This window comes from Variovorax sp. GW458-11-26-14-LB1 (genome assembly GCF_059423965.1).
On sequence record NZ_JBWKYW010000018.1, the window covers coordinates 96992 to 116403 of the forward strand.

A 19412-nucleotide genomic window follows, 5' to 3' on the forward strand; every position below is an offset into this window, starting at 1 on the left:
GTTCCGCGAAGGAAGCTGAAGCCGGCGCGCGGGCTTCGTCAGGCCGGGCGGGTCGCCTTGACCCCGCCGCGTGCAAGGACGCGGCTTGCGCAGCGGATGCGCATCGAAAGGGGGGCAAGGAAGGAGGTCATGGCCGCGATCGTAACGGCGGCATGCGGTAGAGTAAAGAGTCTTTACGAAATTTTCTGCGCCACCTGCTGCATGCGACCTCGCTGTGGATGCCATGCAACAGCGCCGGGGCCCCGCGATAATTGGCGGTTTGCCCGCCTGCCGCCGCGCGCAACGACCGACGACTGCCTTGCCTTGACGACCCTCACACCTCCCGCCCCCCTGCGCATCGAGTTTCCCGAATCGCTCCCGGTCTCCGGCCGGCGCGAGGAGATCATGGCCGCCATTGCGGCGCACCAGGTCGTGATCGTCTGCGGCGAAACGGGCTCGGGCAAGACCACGCAGCTGCCGAAGATCGCGCTGGCGCTCGGGCGCGGCAAGCTCAATGCGGAGCCCGGCAAGGGCCGCCTCATCGGCCACACGCAGCCGCGGCGCATCGCCGCCAGCTCGGTCGCCAAGCGCATCGCCGAAGAGCTGAAGACGCCGCTGGGCGACGTGGTCGGCTTCAAGGTGCGTTTTCAAGACCGGCTGAGCCGCGACGCCTCGGTGAAGCTGATGACCGACGGCATCCTGCTGGCCGAGACGCAGACCGATCCGCTGCTCAAGGCCTACGACACGCTCATCATCGACGAGGCCCACGAGCGCTCGCTGAACATCGACTTCCTCTTGGGCTACCTGCGCGAGATCCTTCCGCGCCGGCCTGACCTGAAGGTGATCGTCACCTCGGCCACCATCGATGCCGACCGCTTCGCGCAGCACTTCGCTTCGGCCAAGGGTCCCGCGCCGACGATCATGGTGTCGGGCCGCACCTTCCCGGTCGAGCAGCGCTACCGCCCGTTCGAGGAGTCGCGCGAACACGACCTGAACGACGCGATCGCCGACGCGGTCGACGAGCTCTGGCGCGACCCGCACAACGCGGGCGACATCCTGATCTTCCTGCCCGGCGAACGCGAAATCCGCGAGGCGGCCGACCACCTGCGCCGCCACGTCAGCCACCAGCCGCTGTTCCGCAACGCCGAGGTGCTGCCGCTGTTCGCCCGGCTCTCGGGCCCCGAGCAGGACCGCATCTTCGAAAGCCACCACGGCCGGCGCATCGTGCTGGCCACCAACGTGGCCGAGACCTCGCTCACCGTGCCGGGCATCCGCTACGTGATCGACACCGGCACGGCGCGCGTCAAGCGCTACAGCTTCCGCAGCAAGGTCGAGCAGCTGCTGGTCGAGCCGATCAGCCAGGCGGCGGCCAACCAGCGCGCCGGCCGATGCGGTCGCGTGGCGAACGGCATCTGCATCCGCCTGTACGACGAGAAGGACTTTGCGGGCCGCTCGCGCTTCACCGATCCGGAAATCTTGCGTTCGTCGCTCGCGGGCGTGATCCTGCGCATGAAGTCGCTGCGGCTGGGCGACGTGGCGCGCTTTCCGTTCCTTGAAGCGCCGTCGCCGCGCGCGATTGCCGACGGCTACCAGCTGCTGAACGAGCTGGGCGCGGTCGACGACGCCAACGAACTCACGGCCACCGGCGCCGAGCTGGCCAAGCTGCCGCTCGATCCGCGCGTGGGCCGCATGATTCTGGAAGCCCGCACGCGCGGCGCGCTCGAAGAAGTGCTCATCATCGCCTCCGCGCTCAGCGTGCAGGACGTGCGCGACCGCCCGATGGACGCGCAGCAGCAGGCCGACCAGGCGCACTCGAAGTTCGACGACGAGAAGAGCGAGTTCAGCGGCTACCTGCGGCTGTGGAAGTGGATCGCCGACGCGCGCGGCGGCCACGGTGACACGCACAAGCTCAGCAACCGCCAGTACGAGCAGCTGCTGCGCCAGAACTTCATCAACATCCGCCGCGTGCGCGAATGGCGCGACATCCATTCGCAGCTGCTCACGGTGGTCACCGAGCACAAGTGGCGCATCAACGCCACGCCGGCCGGCTACGAGCCGCTGCACCTGTCGATGCTCGCGGGCCTGCTGGGCAACGTGGGCTGGAAGCTCGAGGACGACGAGGCCTACCTCGGCGCGCGCGGCATCAAGTTCTACAAGCACCCCGGCGCGCACCTGAAGAAGAAGCCGGGGCGCTGGATCGTCGCGGCTGAACTGGTCGAGACCACGCGGCTGTTCGGGCGCGGCATCGCCAACATCGAGCCGCAGTGGCTCGAGCAGGTGGCGGAGCATCTGCTGAAGAAACAGCTGCTTGATCCGCACTGGGAGAAGAAGGGCGCGCAGGTCTCGGCGCTGGAGCGCGCGACACTGTACGGCCTGGTGGTCTACAGCGGGCGGCGCGTCGATTTCACCAAGGTCGATCCGGTCTCGGCGCGCGAGATCTTCATCCGCGAAGCGCTGGTCGGTGGCCAGTGGGAAAGCAAGTTCCCGTTCCTCACGGCCAATCGCAAGCTGGTGCGCGAGGTCGAAGGCCTGGAGCACAAGGCGCGCCGCCAGGACGTGCTGGTCGACGACGAACTGATCTTCGCCTTCTACGACGCGCAGCTGCCGGCCGACGTGGCCAGCGGCATCACCTTCGAGAACTGGTACCGCCACGCGTCGAAGGACCAGCCGCGCCTGCTGTACCTCACGCGCGACGAGCTCATGCGCCACCAGGCGGCCGGCATCACGACGCAGTCGTTCCCGCCCACGCTGCGCCTGGGCGGTGTCGATTGCGCCGCGAGCTACCTGCACGAACCGGGCGACGCGAAGGACGGCCTCACGGTCAGCGTGCCGCTGTTCGTGCTCAACCAGGTGAACGAAGAGCGCTGCGAGTGGCTGGTGACCGGCATGCTCAAGGACAAGATCCAGGCGCTGCTCAAGAGCCTGCCGCAGCGCCCGCGCTCGCGCCTCGTGCCGCTGCCCGAGTCGGCCACCAAGCTGGCGGAGGAGCTGTCGGCGCCCGAACTCTTCGGCACCGGCTCGCTGACCGACGTGCTGCTCAAGCGCGTGCGCGACCTCACGAGCATCGACGTGAAGCGCGCCGACTTCAAGCTCGACATGCTGCCGCCGCACCTGTTCATGAACCTGCGCATCGTCGACGAGCACGGCCGCCAGCTGGGCATGGGCCGCAACCTCGGCGCGCTGAAGGCGGAGCTGGGCGCGCAGGCGCGCGGTGCCTTCCAGGCGCTCGCAGGGCTCAACGTGAAGGCGTCGCCAGCGCCCAAGGCTGCGCCTGCGAACGGGGGGCAGTCCCCGGCGAAGAGCGCCGCGCCCGAGAAGGCGGCACCCACGCTGCCCGCCGGCCAGCGCTATACGAGCTGGACCTTCGGCGAGCTGCCCGAGCTGATGGAAGTGCGGCGCGGTTCGCAGTCGCTCATCGGTTTCCCGGCGCTGCGCGACGAAGGCGATGCCGTGACCATCGAGGTGTTCGACGAGCCCGCCGTGGCGGCCGCCAAGCACCGCGCCGGCCTGCGCCGCCTGTTCGCGTTGCAGCTGAAGGACGCGCTCAAGTACCTCGAGAAGAACATCCCCGACCTGCAGAAGATGTCGGTGGCCTTCATGCCGCTGGGCACGTCGGAAGAACTGCGCACGCAGATCATCGACGTGGCGATCGACCGCGCCTTCCTGCAGGAGCCGCTGCCCACCGATGAGTTCGCCTTCAAGAAGCGGCTCGAAGAAGGGCGCGGGCGGCTCACGCTGATCGCCAACGAGGTGGCGCGGCTCGCGGGCGTCATCCTCGTGGAGTACGCGGCCGCCGCGCGCAAGATCAAGGACACGAAGGTCCAGCCCGAGGCGGTGCAGGACGCGGCGCAGCAGCTGCAGAAGCTCGTGGGCAAGCGCTTCATCGCCGACGCACCGTGGACGCAGCTGCAGCACTTCGCGCGCTACCTCAAGGCCATCGTGCTGCGCCTGGACAAGCTACGTGCCGACCCCGCGCGCGACACGGCCAAGCTGGCCGAGCTGAAGCCGCAGGAGCAGCGCTACTGGCGCCTCGTGGCCGAGCGCAAGGGCGTGGTGGACGAGCGCATGCTCGAATTCCGCTGGCTGCTCGAGGAGCTGCGCGTGAGCTTCTTCGCGCAGGAGCTGCGCACGCCGCAACCGGTGAGCGTGAAGCGGCTCGACAAGGCCTGGGCGCAGCTTCAGGCGTAAAAAAAGCCCGCGGCGACGCGGGCTTTTTTCATGATGGCGCGGGCGCTATATGCGGCCCATGAGCACGAGGATCACCAGGACCAGCACCACGAGCCCGAGGCCGCCGCTGGGTCCGTAGCCCCAGGACCGGCTGTAACCCCAGCTCGGCAGCGCGCCGATCAGCAGCAGGATCAGGACGATCAGCAGAATGAACGAGAGGGACATGTTTTTTCTCCTGGGACGTTGTTGTCACGAGCCTCCATGCTCGTCGTCCCGGGGCGCCGCGAGCGCCGGAGAGCCGCCCCTGACGCGGTCAGGACTGTCCTACCGTGGGCGTCGGCGCTTTACCGGTGCGCCTGCCAGCAGGAAGTGCATGGCCACGCCCACGGCCAGGAAGATGGCGCCCAGCCCGCCGACGATGGCGGCGCCGCCCCACAGGTCGAAGAAGCCGTCGAGCCGGGCGTCCTGCGGGTTCGCGGGGTTGAAGAACACGCCGACGACTTCGCCCTTGTCGTACGCAGGCGGGTTGCTGCTGCTCGACGGCGAGAACTCGACGATCGCGCCTGACGGCAGGGTGAAGCGCACCAGCGGGCGCCACGTCGGCGAATTGCTGCGGCTCGAACTTCCCGCGGACTGCAGCGCGATCACCTCGCCCTGCGCCTTGCCGGCCGATGCGATGAACTTCGTGGTGTTCTGGTAGAGCAGCCAGCCGCCGAGGAGCATGAGCGCGCCGACGAGCGTGAAGATGCGCGTGATGAGGCGGGTGGGGTTCATTCGGGCGGCTTTCAGTTGCGCATCCACTCGGCCGACAAGGTGCCCACGGCGGCCAGCACCAGGCTCGACACCAGGAAGGCCGCGGCCCCCAGCGTGGCCAGCAAGGCCTGTCGCCAGGGGCGCGTGCGAAAGAGATAGACCGGAATGCCCAGCAGCGGAAAGATGCCTGCGAGCAGCGCCGAGCGACCAGGCGCGGGCACGCCGCGCGCGAGGCCGTCGGCCCGGCACCACGTGTAGCACAGCGCCGAGATGAGGAACACATGCGCCACGTCCAGCGCGGTGTAGTCCTTGCCGCGCAGCGGCGGCAGGAACGCGTCGGCGATGCCCACCACGAGGAACGAGAGGGCCAGGGCCAGCAGGATCCAGCGCGGCCGGTTCATCGTCATCGCTGCACCCGGAGCGTGGCCGCCGGCGTCAGAGCTTCGCGAGGCGGTCGAGCGCGGCGAGCAGCGTCTCGTCCTTCTTGGCGAAGCAGAAGCGCACCACGCGCTGGTCGAAGCCGTCGCCGTAGAAGGCCGACAGCGGGATCGCCGCCACGCCGATCTCGCGCGTGAGCCAGAGGCAGAAGTCGGCCTCCGACAGGTCGCTCACGGCCGAGATGTCCACGCACTGGAAGTAGCTGCCTTCGCTGCGCAGCAGCTTGAAGCGGGTCTTCTCGGCCAGGCCGGCCGCGAACAGGTCGCGCTTGCGCTGGTAGAAGGCCGGCAGCTCCAGGTAGGGCTCGGGCCGCGCCATGTACTGCGCGAGTGCGTGCTGCATCGGCGTGTTCACCGTGAACACGTTGAACTGGTGCACCTTGCGGAACTCGGCCATCAGCGGCGCGGGCGCGGCCACGAAGCCGACCTTCCAGCCGGTGACGTGGTAGGTCTTGCCGAAGCTGCTGACGATGAAGCTGCGCGCCGCCAGGCCGGGGAAGCGCGCCACGCTTTCATGGCGTGCGTCGTCGAACACCATGTGTTCGTAGACCTCGTCGCTGATCACGAACACGTCGGTGGGCGCAAGCAGCTCTTCGAGCTGTCGCATCTCGGCCTCGGTCCAGACCGTGGCGCTCGGGTTGTGCGGCGTGTTGATGATGATCGCGCGCGTCTTCGGCGTGAGCGCGGCGGCGATCTTGTCGAAGTCGGGGCGGAAGGTGCCGGGCACGAGCGGCACGCGCACGACCTTGCCACCGGCCAGGTCGATGTTGGGCACGTAGCTGTCGTAGCAGGGCTCCAGCACGATCACTTCGTCGCCGGGGCGCACGAGGGCCAGGATGGCGGTGATGATCGCCTGCGTGGCGCCGGCCGTGACCGTGATCTCGGTCGCGGCGCTGTAGCTGCGGCCGTAGAGCGCTTCGATCTTGGCGGCGATGGCGTCGCGCAGCGACGGAATGCCCGGCATCGGCGGGTACTGGTTGTGGCCAGCCGCCATGGCGGCGGTCACGTCTTCGAGCAGCTTCGGATCGCAGTGGAAATCGGGGAAGCCCTGGCCGAGGTTCACGGCGTTCTTCTCGGCCGCGAGCGTGGACATCACGGTAAAGATGGTGGTGCCGACAGCCGGCAGCTTGGTGGTGATCTCGGGCGTGCGGGGAGAAGACGAAGGGGTGGCGGTGCTCATGGTCGGTCGTCGCGGGGAGAAAGGCTGGAGGATCAGAGTTCGTAGTCTTGTTGGTGGCCGCTCAGGGCCTTCGCGATCAGGTTGCGGTCGAGCCGGTCGCTCAGCAGCTCGGCGAACTTGAAGACGAAGTTGCGCAGGTAGGCGCTGCGCTTGAAGGCGACGCGCGCAATGTTCTGGCCGAACACGTGGCCCATCGGGCGCACCACGAGGTCGGCATTCGACTCGTCGCGCACGGCCATCTCGGCCACGATGCCCACGCCGAGCCCGAGGCGCACGTAGGTCTTGATCACGTCGGAATCGATGGCCTCGAGTGCGATGCGCGGCGTGAGCTTCTTCTGCGCAAACGCATGGTCGATGCGCGTGCGGCCGGTGAACGACGGGTGGTACGTGATGATCGGCTCGCTCGCGAGGTCTTCGAGCGACACGCGCTCCTTGGCCGCCAGCGGGTGGTCCTTGGGCAGCACCAGCACATGCTGCCACTCGTAGCAGGGCAGCGTGACCAGCTCGGCATAGCCGTCGAGCGATTCGGTGGCGATGCCGATCTCGGCGATCTCGTCGATCACCATGCGCGCCACCTGGTCGGGCGAGCCCTGGTGCAGGCTCACGTTGACCTTCGGGTAGGCCTCGCGCAGGTTGGCCACGGGCACCGGCAGCACATAGCGCGCCTGCGTGTGGGTGGTGGCGATGGAGAGGGTGCCGCTGTCCTGTGCACTGAACTGTTCGCCGATGCGTTTGAGGTTGCCCACCTCGCGCATGATGAGCTCGATGCTCGCGATGACGTGCTGGCCGGGTTCGGTGATGCGCTTCAGGCGCTTGCCGTGGCGGGCGAAGATCTCGACGCCGAGCTCTTCCTCGAGTTCGATGATCGCCTTGGAGACGCCGGGCTGCGAGGTGTGGAGCGCCTTGGCCGCCTCGGTGAGGTTCAGGTTGCGCCGCACGGCTTCCTGAACAAACTTGAACTGGTGCAGATTCATATCAAATTCCGTCTTATTGCGGAATTCATTATGCCTTTGAAGTCTATAAAAATGACCGGGACTTCAGGATTTGATGGCAATCCGGGCCAGCAAAGCGACCAGTTCGGGCGATTCACCCACGATCGGGGCCAGCGAGAAGGCCACGGCGGGCCAGCGCTGGCGCAGGGCGTCGAGTTGCAGCGGCAGGTCTTCGCGGGCGTGCTTGCCCATGCCCAGGAACAGCGGCACCACGTGCACCGCGGTGGCGCCATCGGCGATCAGGGCGGCGGCGGCGGTTGGCAGGTCGGGGGCTGCCAGTTCCATGTAGGCGCAGCTCACGCGCACCGTGGGGTCATCTTCGCGCATGCGGGCGGCGACCGCCTCGATGGGCTCGCGCCAGCGCGCGTCGCGCGAGCCGTGCGCGAGCAGCACCGTGCCCGGCACCTGCGTGGTCATCGCCTCAGGACCAGCCAGCTGAAGGCTGTGAGAGACAGCACCGAATAGATCAGCCCCGGCGCCGCCGCCGTGAGCCAGGGCGACCAGTTGCTCAGGTTGCCCAGGTAGCCGAACACGTTGTTCAGCAGGAAGAAGCTGATGCCGATCATCACGCCGCCGAACACGTAGGTCGTGATGCCGGCCTGGCGGAAGTGCAGGTAGGCGAAGGGCAGGGCGAGCACCACCATCACCAGGCACGAGAGTGGATAGAACACCTTGCGCCAGAACTCGATCTCGTAGCGCTGCGCGGTCTGGCCGTTGGCGTTCAGGTGCCGGATGTAGTCGAACAGGTCGATGGTGCTCATGCGGTCGGGCCGCAGCAGCGCGACCGACACCATTTCGGCGGTGAGCGAGGTGGGCCAGTCCATCTTCTCGACATGGGTGGTCGTGATGCGGGCCTTGTCGGCGGTGCGGGTTTCGTAGTCCTGCTGCTCGACCTCGGAGAGCACCCACTTGTCGTCGAGGATGCGGGCCGACTTGGCCATGAGCTGCTTGCTCACGTAGCCGTTGCCGTCGAACTCGAAGATGCGCGTGTTCTGCAGCGAGCCGTCGCGCGAAATCGACAGCACGTTGACCGCGTACGACGTGTCGCCGCGCTTTTCCTTCAGCCAGGCGCCGGTGTTGCCCACCAGTGAGTAGGTGCCCTGGTAGCGCGACTTGAGCAGCTGCCCGGTGCGTCCCGACAGCGGCGCGATGTAGTCGCCGATGGCAAAGGTGAGCACCACGAAGCCCAGCCCCAGCAGCAGCAGCGTGCGCAGCGCGCGCCACGGGCCCAGGCCGCTGGTGCGCAGGATGGTGTATTCGGAGCTTTGCGCCAGCCGCGCCATCACGAAGATGCAACCGATCAGCACCGTGATCGGCAGCAGCTCGTACAGATGGCTGGGCACCAGCAGCAGCACGTAGATCAGCGCCTGCACCGGGCCGTAGGCCAGGCTTTCGGGCTTGCCCACGGACTGCAGCTCGTCGACGAAGTCGAAGAAGAAGAACAGGCTCAGGAAGCCGAGCGTCACGAAGGCCACGGCCTTCAGTGCCTCGACGTAGATCAGTCGGCGGATGGTTTTCACGAGGTCGGGTCGATCCGGGAAGGCGGTACGGCCGGCAGGGCGCCGGCCGTGGCGGCGCTGGCGCGGGCCTGTCGGCGGGCCGACCAGTTGTTGTTGCGCAGCGTGAGCCAGGCCGTGGCGAAGAGGAAGACGCCGCCGTGCAACAGCAGCATGAAGGAGCCCATGCCGTAGCGGCCCGAGCTGATCCAGCTCTGGCCCAGGTTCAGCAGGTTGTAGTAGACGACGAAGGCGAACAGCGCGAACACCAGGTTGCCGCTGCGTCCCACGCGCGGGTTGACGCTGGACACCGTTAACGCCAGCAGCACGAAGTTGATGGCGGCCAGCAGCATGCCGAAGCGCCAGCCCAGCTCGCCCAGGCTGGCATCGCTGCGGTCGCGCAGCAGCGAGAGCGTGGAACGGGCGCGCGTGGGCGTGCTGTCGCCGGTGGCGTTCGAGCTGCCGCCGGCGCGCGTGCCGTAGGTCTTGAACTCGCTGATCTTCAGGCCCGATTCGGTGAACAGCGGGCGCTCCAGGCGCTGGCCGTTGCTCAGCAGCAGGAAGCGGTGGTTGTCGATGTCCTCGATGCGGCCGCTGCGCGCCGAGGTGGTGATCTGCAGCCCGCGCTCGACGGCCCAGATGAACACGTTGGTGGCGGTGGCGCCGTCGGGCGTGTCCTTGTCGATGAAGAACACGCGCAGCCGGCCCGAGGACTCGCGGAACTCACCCGGCGTGACGCGCTCGATGTCGCTGCGCTGCTCGTACTGCTGGCGCATGCCGATGGTCTGCGAGTTGGCCCAGGGCCAGCCCACCAGCGCCATGGCTGCGATGAGCAGCAGCACAGGCCAGGCGAAGCGGAACAGCGGCTGGACGAAATCGGCCAGGCCGCGCCCGCTGGAGAACCAGATCACCATTTCGCTGTCGCGGTACATGCGCGAGAGCGTGCCGACGATGGCGATGAACAGGCTCAGGCTCAGGATGGTCGGCATGTAGCCGAGCACCGTGTACGCCATCACGAGGAAGACCTCCTGCGGGTTCACGCTGCCCTTGGACGCCAGCCCGAGCGTACGGATGAGCATCATGGTCATCACGATGGTGACCAGGACGACGAGGGTCGCTCCGAAGCTGCGCGACAGCTCCTTGCGTAGGGAAGAATGGAATAACATCGTTCGAGGAAAAAAAGGATTATGGACTTTCAACTCAAGACCCTCACCGTCGCCCAGGCCGCCGCCGAGAAATCCGACCTCCTCATCGTGCTCGTCGGCAGCGCTCTCCCCACCGCCAAAGACCCCGTTTCCGTGCTCGCCGCCAGCGCCCGCAAGGCCGGCGACCTGCCCGACAAGGCCGGCAAGCTGCTCGCGCTGTACCGCCCCGAGACCGTGGTGCCCTCGCGCGTGCTGCTGGCCGCCATCGGCGACGGCAAGGCCACCTCGGTGCGCAGCGCCGTGAGCGCGGCGGTTGCCGCCGCCAAGGCCAATGGCCCCAAGCGCGTCGTGATCGTCTTCGCGCAGCCAGCCGACGCCGCCGCGGTGGCTGCCGCCGTCACGGCCGCGGCCGATGCCAGCTATGTCTACACCACGACCAAGTCGAAGGCCGAGCCGCGCAGCATCCGCCACCTGACGCTGGCAGTGTCCGAGGCCGCTAGCCCCGCTGTCACCAAGGCCTTCGACGACGCCCGCGCCACGGTCGCTGGCATCGAGCTGGCCAAGGAATGGGGCAACCGTCCCGCCAACCACGCCACGCCCACGCTGCTGGCCGAAGCCGCCAAGGGTCTGGCGAAGCTGCCGCGCATCAAGTGCGAAGTGCTGGGCCCGAAGGAAGTCGAGAAGCTCGGCATGGGCGCGTTCGCCGCCGTGGCCCAGGGCTCGGCCGAACCGCTGCGCTTCATCGTGCTGCGCTACCAGGGCGGCGCGAAAGACGAAGCACCCGTGGTGCTCGTCGGCAAGGGCATCACCTTCGACACCGGCGGCGTCTCGCTCAAGCCCGCGGCCGAGATGGACGAAATGAAGTTCGACATGTGCGGCGCCGCCAGCGTGCTCGGCACCTTCCGCGCGCTCGGCGCGATCCAGCCGGCGATCAACGTGGTCGGCCTGATCCCTTCGTGCGAGAACATGAACGACGGCAAGGCCGTCAAGCCCGGCGACGTGGTCACCAGCATGAGCGGGCAGACCATCGAGATCCTGAACACCGACGCCGAAGGCCGTTTGATCCTGTGCGACGCGCTCACGTATGCCAAGCGCTTCGACCCGGCCGCCGTGATCGACATCGCGACGCTCACAGGCGCCTGCGTGGTGGCTTTGGGCGGCGTGCGCAGCGGCCTGTTCGCCAGCGACGAGTCGCTGGCCTCCGCGCTCGAATCGGCCGGCGAGGCCTCGCAAGACCGCTGCTGGCGCCTGCCTCTGGACGACGACTACGCCGAAGGCCTCAAGAGCAACTTCGCCGACGTGGCCAACATCGCCGGGCGTGCCGGCGGCGCGATCACCGCGGCCAAGTTCCTGCAGCGCTTCACGGCCGACTACGCCTGGGCGCATCTGGACATCGCAGGCACGGCCTGGAAGAGCGGGGCGGCCAAGGGCTCGACCGGCCGGCCCGTCGGCCTGCTGGTGTCGTACCTGACGAACCGCGCGGGCAGCAGCAACGCCGCTGCCACCGCACCGAAGGCCGGGAAGGCCGCCAAGCCCGTGAAGAAGGCCGCGTCGCCCAAGGCCCCGGCCAAGCCGGCCCGAAAGGCCCGGTCCGCGCAGTGACCGACATCGGCTTTCACTACAACGCGCCCGACAAGCTCACCTACGCTTGCCGGCTGGTTCGCAAGGCCGTGAACACACGCGGCCTGCGCGTGGTGGTGGTGGGCGATGCGCGCGCGCTCGACACGGTCGATGCCGCGCTCTGGCAGCTGTCGCCGGTCGACTTCGTCGCGCACTGCCGCGCCGATGCGCCGGCCCATGTGGTGGCGCGATCGCCCGTCATCCTGTGCGCCGAAGGTGCGGACGCGGCCTCGCTGCCGCACCGCGAGATGCTGGTCAACCTGGGCCTCGAGGTGCCGGCCGGCTTCGAGCGCTTCGAACGCATGATCGACATCGTGAGCGACGAGGCCAACGACCGGCAGGTCGGCCGCACACGCTGGCGCCACTACGCCGACCGGGGCTACACGATCCAGCCGCACGATTTCGCAAGGAGCGCTTCCTGATGGCCAGCACGCTGCGCACGCCACCCCGGTTCGTCCCGACGCTGACGACCGTGCTCGAGATCCCGGCCGAGCCCGTGCCGGTCGCCGAGACGGTGCGACCCACGGGTGCACCGGTGTCGCAGCCCCCGCCGCCGGACCCTGCGAGCGCCGTGGCGTTGCCGCCGTCGGTGTCGCTCACGCCGGCCGAAATCGTCAGCCTCGAAGAGCAATTGCTGCACCGCGTGCTGCAGCGCGTCGACCTGTCGCTGGAGGAGCGATTGAGCGACGCCGTGTCAGCTGCCGTTCAGCATCAGCTCGACGAAATGGTGCCGCGTCTGCGCGGCGAAATCGAGGCCGTGCTGCGCGCGCTCGTCATCGAATCCATGGCCGCTGAACTCTGTGAAAACACAGGGGAAAACACAGGGTCTACGCCAACTTCCGGCGCATAAATCCTCGGCTAAACTGCGCCGCAGGTCGGAATGGCGTGAGGGTGCCGCTGGTCTGCGGCGCGAAACTTGCGAGGTCTGAACGCCCGGATCGAACGACCGGTTTTTATATCTTTTCATCCAAGTTCTGGAGGTTCTCATGCAATTGAAATGGACTGCGGTCGCACTGGCTGCACTCACGCTCGTGGCTTGCGGCAAGAAGGAAGAAGCTGCTGCTCCGGCGGCACCGGCACCCACGGCTGCGGCTCCGGCCCCTGCTGCGCCTCCGGCTGATGCCCTGGTCGTCAAGATCGGCCACGTCGGCCCGACCAGCGGTCCCATTGCCCACCTCGGCAAGGACAACGAGCTCGGTGCCAAGATGGCCATCGAAGACCTGAATGCAAAGGGCTTCAAGATCGGCGACAAGGTTGCCAAGTTCGTGCTGGTTCCCGAAGACGACGCTGGCGATCCGAAGCAAGGCACGGCCGTCGCCCAGAAGCTGGTCGATGAAAAGGTCAACGGCATCGTCGGTCACCTGAACTCGGGCACCACGATCCCCGCTTCCAAGCTGTACAGCGACGCCGGCATTCCGCAGGTCTCGCCGTCGGCCACCAACCCCAAGTACACCCGCCAGGGCTTCAAGACCACGTTCCGCGTGGTGGCTGACGACACGCAGCTGGGCGGCACGCTCGGCAAGTACGCCGTCGAAACGCTCAAGGGCAAGAACATTGCTGTGATCGACGACCGCACGGCCTACGGCCAGGGCGTTGCCGAAGAGTTCGAGAAGGCTGCCAAGGCGGCAGGCGCGACCATCGTGGGCCACGAGTTCACGACCGACAAGTCGACCGACTTCAACGCCATCCTGACCAAGCTGAAGGCTGCCAAGCCCGACGTGCTGTTCTTCGGCGGCATGGACGCCGTGGGCGGCCCGATGCTCAAGCAGGTCAAGCAGCTCGGCCTGAACGTCAAGTTCATGGGCGGCGACGGCCTGTGCACCGGCGAACTGCCGAAGCTGGCAGGCGACGCCATCGGTGAAGACATGGTGGTCTGCGCCGAAGCCGGCGGTGTCGACGGCGACTTCAAGCAGCCGCTGGAAGACTTCAAGGCCAAGTTCAAGACCAAGAACGGCGTCGAAGTGCAGATCTACGCACCGTACGTGTACGACGCGGTCAACGTGCTGGCCGAAGCCATGGCCAAGGCCGGCTCGTCCGACCCGGAAAAGTACCTGGCTGAAGTCGGCAAGGTGCAATACAAGGGCGTGACCGGCCCGATCGCCTTCGACGAAAAGGGCGACATCAAGAACGGCGCCCTGACGCTCTTCACCTACAAGGGTGGCGTGCGCACGCAGATCGCCGTGGTGCGCTGATCGCATTGCAGCCAACGACCCTTCACCGGGTCGTTCCATGAAAAAAGGGCCCTCGGGCCCTTTTTTCATTCAGGGGTGCGCGCAGCCGTTGCGCGGGCCGGTCTTCAGAGCGCGGCCAGGCCCGAGGGGCGGTCCGCGTTGCAGTACTCGATGAAGGCGTCCAGGTCGCGCGACTTGTCGAACACCGCGTCGGCGCCCAGGGCCTGGCAGCGCGTGCGGATGTCGGGGGTGACGTAGTTGCTCAGCACCACGACGCGCTGGTGCGGGCCGCGTTCGCGGCAGCCCGACAGCACGCCCAGGCCGGAGCCTTCCTTGAGGAACAGGTCGACGATGAGCAACTGCCAGGCATCGGGGTGGGCGGCCAGCCAGGCGAGGGCGCCCGATTCGGTTTCGGCATAGCCGACGACATGGCCGTTGACGAGGTCCTCGAGGGCCGGGACCAGGTTGTCCCTGATGGTCTTGTTGTCCTCGACGAGGAACGTGATGAGGGCCATGCCGCGGTTTTGATGTGTGAACCAATAGCGTAGCGTGGCGCAAGCGGTCTCCGCGTAGGAGAAGGGAGAACGACGCACGCAAACCGTGCGGAAACAACGGCGATCAGCGCTTGTCCGACGTCGCCTGGGTGCGGATGCGCGCCTTGAGCTGCTCGGCCAGCGCCTGGCTCTCGTCGCGCTCGGCGGTCACTTCGAGGCGCTTCTCGATTTCCTCGCTCAGCGCCGCATTCACTTCGGCCAGTTTCTCGGCCGACTGGGCGAGTTTTTCCTCGAGCTGGCTGGTGTGCTCGATGGCCTGCGCCACCTCGCCGACCTGGACCTCGTCCGGCAGTTCCTGTTCCAGCACGGTGCTCACGACGGCGAGGTTGTCCGAGGCGCGCTGCACATCGGCGGCCACCTGTTCGCTCTTTTTCAGGGTCTTGTCCAGCGAGGTGGTGCCGCGCGTCAAGGTGGGGGAAGGTCCGGCCATCGAGGCTCCTTTGCGGCAGGCGAAGTGGGGTGGAATGTCGATCGATTCGATTCCGCGCATCGTACCGCCAGACGCGGCCTTGCTCAGGATAGGCAACAGTTGCTGCGTGGCAACAGGGTTCAGCCGAAGTCCTACGGAATCGGCCGCGAGTTTCGGACTGGGCCGATGGGGGATTTTTGCCGCCCCCGGGAAGATGCAGAACATCCTCTTCCCCCTCCAAGGCTCGCCATGATCAGACACGCACTCGTGATCGACCAGGTCGAACGCACCGGCCTCGCGCTGGCCACCTTCATGCGCCACGCCGGCATCCCCCGCGTGGACGTCACGCGCAGCGGCCATGGCTTTGTCGAGGCAGTACAGCACCGGCGCCACGACCTGCTGGTGGTGGACATCGACACGCCCGAAGTCACGGGCCTGCAGATGATCGACGCGGTGGTCGAAGCCGGCAGCCCCGCGGCGCTGGTGCTCATGAGCGCCCAGCCGCCGCGCATCCTGCAGGCCGCGCAAGACTATGCCCGGGCCCGCGGCGCGCGCGTGCTCTCGGCCATCGCCAAGCCGCGCACCATGGTCACGATGGCGTCGGCGGCGCAGGCCATGGCGCGCGAACGGCGCCACCGGGCCGGGCTGCGGCGCGGAAGCGCCCCACCTGCGAACGACACACCGGCGTTCACGGCTGCGGTCCTGCGCGAGGCGCTGGCCACGCGCCAGATCACCGCCCACTTCCAGCCCCGGCACTGCGCGCGCACCGGCGTGCTGCGCGGCGCCGAACTGCAGCCGGGCTGGTACCGGCCCGACGACACCTGGCTGCCCGCGGCCGACTTCCTGCCGGCCATTGCGCAGGCCGGCCTGCACGAGGCGCTGGCGCAGCGCATGCTCGAGTGCGCCTTCGAACTGCTCGGCTACATGCACAAGGACCACGGCCTGCGCCTGGGCGTGCGCGTGCCCGCGTCGGTGGCCGCCTCGGTGTCCTGGGCGCAGGGCGTGGCCGAACAGGCCGAACGCGCCGGCATTGCCGCCGATCAGCTCGTGCTGGAGATCGCCGAAGACGGCGGCGCGCGTTGCAACGACGTGCTGGCCGGCGCGGTCGCGCACCTGCGGCTGCGCGGGTTCCACTGCGCCATCGACCGTTTCGGCCAGGGCGACTCGACCCTGAGCCGCTGGTTCAAGGTGCCGTTCAGCGAGCTCCAGATCGACGCGCGCCAGCTGACGCAGGCGCGCGAGAACCCGCATGCCCGCCACATCCTGGCGAGCGTGATCGCCATGGCGCGCGAACAGCACGCGACGCTGCTCGTGAAGGGCGTCGACGGCGAGCGCGACCTCGCGCTGGCCCGCAGCCTCGGGTGCCACTTCACGCAGGGCGCGCAGCACGCCGCGCCGATGGCCGAGTCGGCCTTCGTGCAGTACGCGGCGCTGCTGCGCTATGCGGCGGGGCGCCCGCAGGCGCAGCGACAACCCGACGCCTGCTGAGCCCCGGCCGGCGCGCTCAGGCGGCGCGCCGTGCCAGCACCGCTTCGGCGGCTGCCTGCAGTTCCGTCCAATCGGGGGCGATCACCGCCATCGCCTCCTGCTTCACCAGGACGCTGAGCCGGCCGCACATCGCGGCGATGGCTGGCTCGCCGATCATGGCGAAGGCACCGCGCACCGCATGCAACTCGTCGCCGATGACGCGCCGGTCGCCAGTCGCCAGGGCCTCGCGGACCTGCTGCGCGGAAGACGCCAGCGACGAGACCATCGCGTCGTGCAGGCGCGCGTCCAGGGGCGCTTGCGCAGGCGCGACCGGGGCGCTGGCCACCCGTGGCGGCGCGGCCGCGCCCAGCGTCTTGAGGATCGCCTGCTCCAGCGCCGGCAACAGCACCGGCTTGAGCAGCACCCCCGCGAAGCCCGCCAGCGAGCATTGCTGGTAGCCCTCCTGCTCCAGGTGCGCCGTGATGGCGACGAGCGGGATCGACGGGCTGCGCTCGCGCAGCCGGCGGGCCAGCGTGTAGCCGTCCATGCCGGGCATGTTCAGGTCGGTCAGCACGAGGTCGTAGCGCTGCGCGGCGAACAGGGCCAGCGCGGCGTTGCCGTCGGGTGCCACGTCGGCGGCAACGCCGAGCGCGTCGAGCTGGTCGCTGATGAGGGCGCGGTTGGCCGGATGGTCGTCCACGACCAGCAGGCGCACAGGACGCAAGGGCAGGGCAGCGTTGGCAGCATCGGTGTCCGATGGCGCGACGACCTCGGGCGCCAGCGCCACCAGCGGCAAGGTCACCGTGAAGCACGAGCCCGCGCCCGGCTGGCTGCGCACGGCGATCGTGCCGCCCATCTTGCGCGCCAGCCGCTGGCAGATCGACAGCCCCAGCCCCGAGCCGCCGAACTCGCGTGCGGTCGAGGGCGAGGCCTGCATGTAGATGTCGAACAGCTGAGGAATCTGCTCGGGCGGCACGCCCATGCCGGTGTCGGTCACGCGGATCGCCACCGGCGAAGCCTGCCCCGGCGACAGCGGCCCGACCTCCAGCGTCACCGTGCCCGCGGCCGTGAACTTGATCGCGTTGCTCAACAGGTTGACGACGATCTGGCGAATGCGCGTCGGATCGCCTTCGTAGCCGGCGGCCAGGCCCGGGTGCACCACGCAGTCGAGCCGCAGTGCCTTGGCGTGCGCCGAGGGCTCGAACATCTGCGCGCAAGCCTGCACGATCTCGGGCAGCGCCACGCGCGTGGTTTCGAGCTTGAGGTGGCCCGATTCCATCTTCGACAGGTCGAGGATGTTGTTGACGATCTCGAGCAGGGTGCGCGAGGCCTGGCGCACCGACTGCAGGCGCCGGGCCTGCACCTCGGGCGGCGCGCCCTGGCCGAGCAGCTCGAGGTTGCCCAGCACCGCGTTGAGCGGCGTACGGATCTCGTGGCTCATGGTGGCGATGAACACCGACTTGGCGCGGTTGGCCGCCTCGGCCGCTTCGCGGGCTTCTTCGCGCTTCTTGTCGAGTTCATTGCGCTCGGTGGTGTCGGCAAAGCTGCACAGCAGGGCGTCCGCGCCCTGGTAGCGCGTGCGCGTGCATTGCAGCAGCAGCTCGCAGGCCTGGCCGTTCTTCAGCGCCAGCGGCATGCCGGCGTCATGCAGCGTGCCGCCCTGGGCGCGTTCGCGATAGAGCGCGGCCATCTGCCGATGCAGTGGCTCGGGCGGCGCGGAGGCCGCCGCGTAGTGCGTCATCAAGGTGTTCTGCAGCAGCACGCGCTCGTCGTCGAGCGCGATCAGGCAGACGCCGAAGGACGAGGTGGCGATGATCGCGCGGTTGAGCTGCTCGCTCTCGAACACCCGCTGCGAGCGGCGGTAGGCGGGCTCCAGCAGCTTGCGCCTGAACAGCAGCAGCAGGCCCCAGAGCGTGCCCAGCACCACCAGCGTGGCGCCGCCGTAGCGCAGCAGCTGCGGCTTCAGCGTGGCGAAGACCGTGCGCCACGAGTAGGCGTAGACCAGCGACCAGCCGGTGCCGGCCAGCGGCGTCGAGAGGCTGAACACGCCCGCGCGGTAGGTTTCGCGCGGCAGCGCGGGGCCGGCCTGGCGCAGGCTGTGGGCCAGTGCCGTGGCCATCAGCGCGCCGCCGTCGATGGCGTCGCCCGTGCGGTCGGCCCAGAGCAGCACCCGGCCCTGCGCGTCGACCAGCAGGGCGGCCGTGTCTTGCGGCGTGTGGCGCAGGCGGTCCTGCAGCACGCCCGAGGGCAGGTTGCTCACGAACACCATGAAGGAGCGACCCTGGGCGTCGAACCCGGGCTGCACCAGCTTGAAGGGCGATGCCCCCGGTGCCAGCAGGTCGGGCGCCGGCGGCTGCCAGGCGACGCGCCGCTGCGTGCGCCACTGCGCGGCGAGCGCCGGGTCGCCGGCGAGATCGCCGATGTCGTAGCTCAGGCGCGCGATGAGCGCGGCGGTGTCCGGCAGGCCGGTGCGGTCCAGCGCGCCCTGCAGACCGCCTTCGGGCGCGGGCATCAGCGTGAGCAGGCGGTGGTCGGGGGTGTAGGCGTAGGCGCCCAGCGGCGAATTGCGCAGCTGCGCGACGGCGGTGACGCTGTAGGCCTGCATTTCGAGCATGCCCAGGTAGGGCGCGAATTCATGCAGGTCAGGTGTGCCGGCGGTGTCGACCGCGGCGATGGCCGGTGTCAGCTGGGCCCCGGCCTGCAGGACCACCTGGCCTCCGTCGCGCACGAAGGCCTCCAGCGTGCCGGCGGCCGGCGGCGCCTGGCTGTTCCAGAGCAGCTCGGCATTCACCACGCCGCGGCGCATCGCCGCCTGCTTTTCCTCGATGTCGAGCTGCATCTGCGCGCTGTGCGCGGCCAGCGTGGTGCGCAGGTTCGCGAGTGCATTGGCGGCGGCGTTGTACAGCACGAGGCCCGCGGCCAGCACGATCAGCAGCGACAGCAACGCGCCGCCGCCATAGAGCAAGGCGTGCTGGTAGCGGCGCAGCAGGTCCAGCTCCTGCGCCTGCCGGGCAGGCGTCGGGGCAGGGGGGGCGCTGGCGG

17 protein-coding genes are annotated in these 19412 nt (G+C 68.5%); 6 read left to right on the forward strand and 11 right to left on the reverse strand.

What is annotated here, in order from left to right:
* Nucleotides 1-201: 201 nt before the first annotated feature.
* Nucleotides 202-4167: an ATP-dependent RNA helicase HrpA gene (gene hrpA / locus AC07YS_RS14565; protein WP_495268298.1), complete on the forward strand. Its 3966-nt coding sequence runs from the start codon at nt 202-204 to the stop codon at nt 4165-4167.
* Between the two features lie 45 nt (nt 4168-4212).
* Here hrpA and AC07YS_RS14570 read toward each other — a convergent pair whose 3' ends face one another.
* The 8 genes from AC07YS_RS14570 to lptF all read right to left on the reverse strand — a co-directional run bounded on the left by AC07YS_RS14570 (nt 4213) and on the right by lptF (nt 10170).
* Nucleotides 4213-4371 (reverse strand): DUF3309 family protein, encoded by a 159-nt coding sequence (locus AC07YS_RS14570; protein WP_082817953.1) that lies wholly within the window; start codon nt 4369-4371, stop codon nt 4213-4215.
* 99 nt (nt 4372-4470) lie between these two features.
* Nucleotides 4471-4920, reverse strand: coding sequence for a DUF3592 domain-containing protein (locus tag AC07YS_RS14575; protein ID WP_307588468.1), 450 nt, complete (start codon nt 4918-4920; stop codon nt 4471-4473).
* 11 nt (nt 4921-4931) lie between these two features.
* Nucleotides 4932-5306, reverse strand: coding sequence for a rard protein (locus tag AC07YS_RS14580; protein WP_495268291.1), 375 nt, complete (start codon nt 5304-5306; stop codon nt 4932-4934).
* Nucleotides 5307-5334: 28 nt separating this feature from the next.
* On the reverse strand, nt 5335-6516 hold the full coding sequence (locus AC07YS_RS14585) for a pyridoxal phosphate-dependent aminotransferase (RefSeq protein WP_495268292.1): 1182 nt from the start codon (nt 6514-6516) through the stop codon (nt 5335-5337).
* 32 nt (nt 6517-6548) lie between these two features.
* On the reverse strand, nt 6549-7490 hold the full coding sequence (locus tag AC07YS_RS14590; RefSeq protein WP_062470216.1) for a CysB family HTH-type transcriptional regulator: 942 nt from the start codon (nt 7488-7490) through the stop codon (nt 6549-6551).
* 63 nt (nt 7491-7553) lie between these two features.
* Nucleotides 7554-7925: a sirohydrochlorin chelatase gene (locus tag AC07YS_RS14595; RefSeq protein ID WP_307635757.1), complete on the reverse strand. Its 372-nt coding sequence runs from the start codon at nt 7923-7925 to the stop codon at nt 7554-7556.
* The gene (gene lptG / locus AC07YS_RS14600; RefSeq protein WP_159276862.1) at nt 7922-9028 is read right to left on the reverse strand and encodes an LPS export ABC transporter permease LptG; all 1107 of its coding nucleotides are present in this window, start codon (nt 9026-9028) and stop codon (nt 7922-7924) included. The genes AC07YS_RS14595 and lptG overlap by 4 nt, the downstream gene beginning before the upstream one ends.
* Nucleotides 9025-10170 (reverse strand): LPS export ABC transporter permease LptF, encoded by a 1146-nt coding sequence (gene lptF / locus AC07YS_RS14605; RefSeq protein ID WP_062470224.1) that lies wholly within the window; start codon nt 10168-10170, stop codon nt 9025-9027. Before lptF ends, lptG begins: the two co-directional genes overlap by 4 nt.
* A 21-nt stretch (nt 10171-10191) precedes the next feature.
* Here lptF and AC07YS_RS14610 point away from each other — a divergent pair, with 21 nt between their 5' ends.
* The 4 genes from AC07YS_RS14610 (at nt 10192) to AC07YS_RS14625 (ending at nt 13961) form a co-directional block, all read left to right on the forward strand.
* Nucleotides 10192-11751: a leucyl aminopeptidase gene (locus AC07YS_RS14610; RefSeq protein ID WP_495268293.1), complete on the forward strand. Its 1560-nt coding sequence runs from the start codon at nt 10192-10194 to the stop codon at nt 11749-11751.
* Nucleotides 11748-12191, forward strand: coding sequence for a DNA polymerase III subunit chi (locus tag AC07YS_RS14615; RefSeq protein ID WP_369628967.1), 444 nt, complete (start codon nt 11748-11750; stop codon nt 12189-12191). The genes AC07YS_RS14610 and AC07YS_RS14615 overlap by 4 nt, the downstream gene beginning before the upstream one ends.
* Complete coding sequence (locus AC07YS_RS14620) at nt 12191-12619, forward strand: hypothetical protein (protein WP_139701649.1); 429 nt, start codon at nt 12191-12193, stop codon at nt 12617-12619. Before AC07YS_RS14615 ends, AC07YS_RS14620 begins: the two co-directional genes overlap by 1 nt.
* Nucleotides 12620-12755: 136 nt before the next feature.
* A complete protein-coding gene (locus tag AC07YS_RS14625) occupies nt 12756-13961 on the forward strand; it encodes a branched-chain amino acid ABC transporter substrate-binding protein (protein ID WP_062470234.1) in 1206 nt (401 codons plus the stop codon).
* Nucleotides 13962-14065: 104 nt separating this feature from the next.
* Here AC07YS_RS14625 and AC07YS_RS14630 read toward each other — a convergent pair whose 3' ends face one another.
* Nucleotides 14066-14455 (reverse strand): response regulator, encoded by a 390-nt coding sequence (locus AC07YS_RS14630; protein WP_062470237.1) that lies wholly within the window; start codon nt 14453-14455, stop codon nt 14066-14068.
* Nucleotides 14456-14558: 103 nt separating this feature from the next.
* The gene (locus AC07YS_RS14635) at nt 14559-14924 is read right to left on the reverse strand and encodes a hypothetical protein (protein ID WP_070060782.1); all 366 of its coding nucleotides are present in this window, start codon (nt 14922-14924) and stop codon (nt 14559-14561) included.
* Between the two features lie 228 nt (nt 14925-15152).
* Here AC07YS_RS14635 and AC07YS_RS14640 point away from each other — a divergent pair, with 228 nt between their 5' ends.
* Nucleotides 15153-16391, forward strand: a complete 1239-nt coding sequence (locus tag AC07YS_RS14640; protein ID WP_495268294.1) for an EAL domain-containing response regulator — start codon at nt 15153-15155, stop codon at nt 16389-16391.
* Nucleotides 16392-16407: 16 nt separating this feature from the next.
* Here AC07YS_RS14640 and AC07YS_RS14645 read toward each other — a convergent pair.
* Nucleotides 16408-19412, reverse strand: a 3005-nt coding sequence (locus AC07YS_RS14645) for an ATP-binding protein (RefSeq protein WP_495275718.1), incomplete at its 5' end; no start/stop codon positions are given.

What these genes read in the sequence shown, in the direction of transcription:
- hrpA (WP_495268298.1), top strand. Translation starts at nt 202, where the DNA reads ATGCGACCTCGCTGTGGATGCCATGCAACAGCGCCGGGGCCCCGCGAT.
- AC07YS_RS14570 (WP_082817953.1), bottom strand. Translation starts at nt 4,371, where the DNA reads ATGTCCCTCTCGTTCATTCTGCTGATCGTCCTGATCCTGCTGCTGATC.
- AC07YS_RS14575 (WP_307588468.1), bottom strand. Translation starts at nt 4,920, where the DNA reads ATGAACCCCACCCGCCTCATCACGCGCATCTTCACGCTCGTCGGCGCG.
- AC07YS_RS14580 (WP_495268291.1), bottom strand. Translation starts at nt 5,306, where the DNA reads ATGACGATGAACCGGCCGCGCTGGATCCTGCTGGCCCTGGCCCTCTCG.
- AC07YS_RS14585 (WP_495268292.1), bottom strand. Translation starts at nt 6,516, where the DNA reads ATGAGCACCGCCACCCCTTCGTCTTCTCCCCGCACGCCCGAGATCACC.
- AC07YS_RS14590 (WP_062470216.1), bottom strand. Translation starts at nt 7,490, where the DNA reads ATGAATCTGCACCAGTTCAAGTTTGTTCAGGAAGCCGTGCGGCGCAAC.
- AC07YS_RS14595 (WP_307635757.1), bottom strand. Translation starts at nt 7,925, where the DNA reads ATGACCACGCAGGTGCCGGGCACGGTGCTGCTCGCGCACGGCTCGCGC.
- lptF (WP_062470224.1), bottom strand. Translation starts at nt 10,170, where the DNA reads ATGTTATTCCATTCTTCCCTACGCAAGGAGCTGTCGCGCAGCTTCGGA.
- AC07YS_RS14610 (WP_495268293.1), top strand. Translation starts at nt 10,192, where the DNA reads ATGGACTTTCAACTCAAGACCCTCACCGTCGCCCAGGCCGCCGCCGAG.
- AC07YS_RS14620 (WP_139701649.1), top strand. Translation starts at nt 12,191, where the DNA reads ATGGCCAGCACGCTGCGCACGCCACCCCGGTTCGTCCCGACGCTGACG.
- AC07YS_RS14625 (WP_062470234.1), top strand. Translation starts at nt 12,756, where the DNA reads ATGCAATTGAAATGGACTGCGGTCGCACTGGCTGCACTCACGCTCGTG.
- AC07YS_RS14630 (WP_062470237.1), bottom strand. Translation starts at nt 14,455, where the DNA reads ATGGCCCTCATCACGTTCCTCGTCGAGGACAACAAGACCATCAGGGAC.
- AC07YS_RS14635 (WP_070060782.1), bottom strand. Translation starts at nt 14,924, where the DNA reads ATGGCCGGACCTTCCCCCACCTTGACGCGCGGCACCACCTCGCTGGAC.
- AC07YS_RS14640 (WP_495268294.1), top strand. Translation starts at nt 15,153, where the DNA reads ATGATCAGACACGCACTCGTGATCGACCAGGTCGAACGCACCGGCCTC.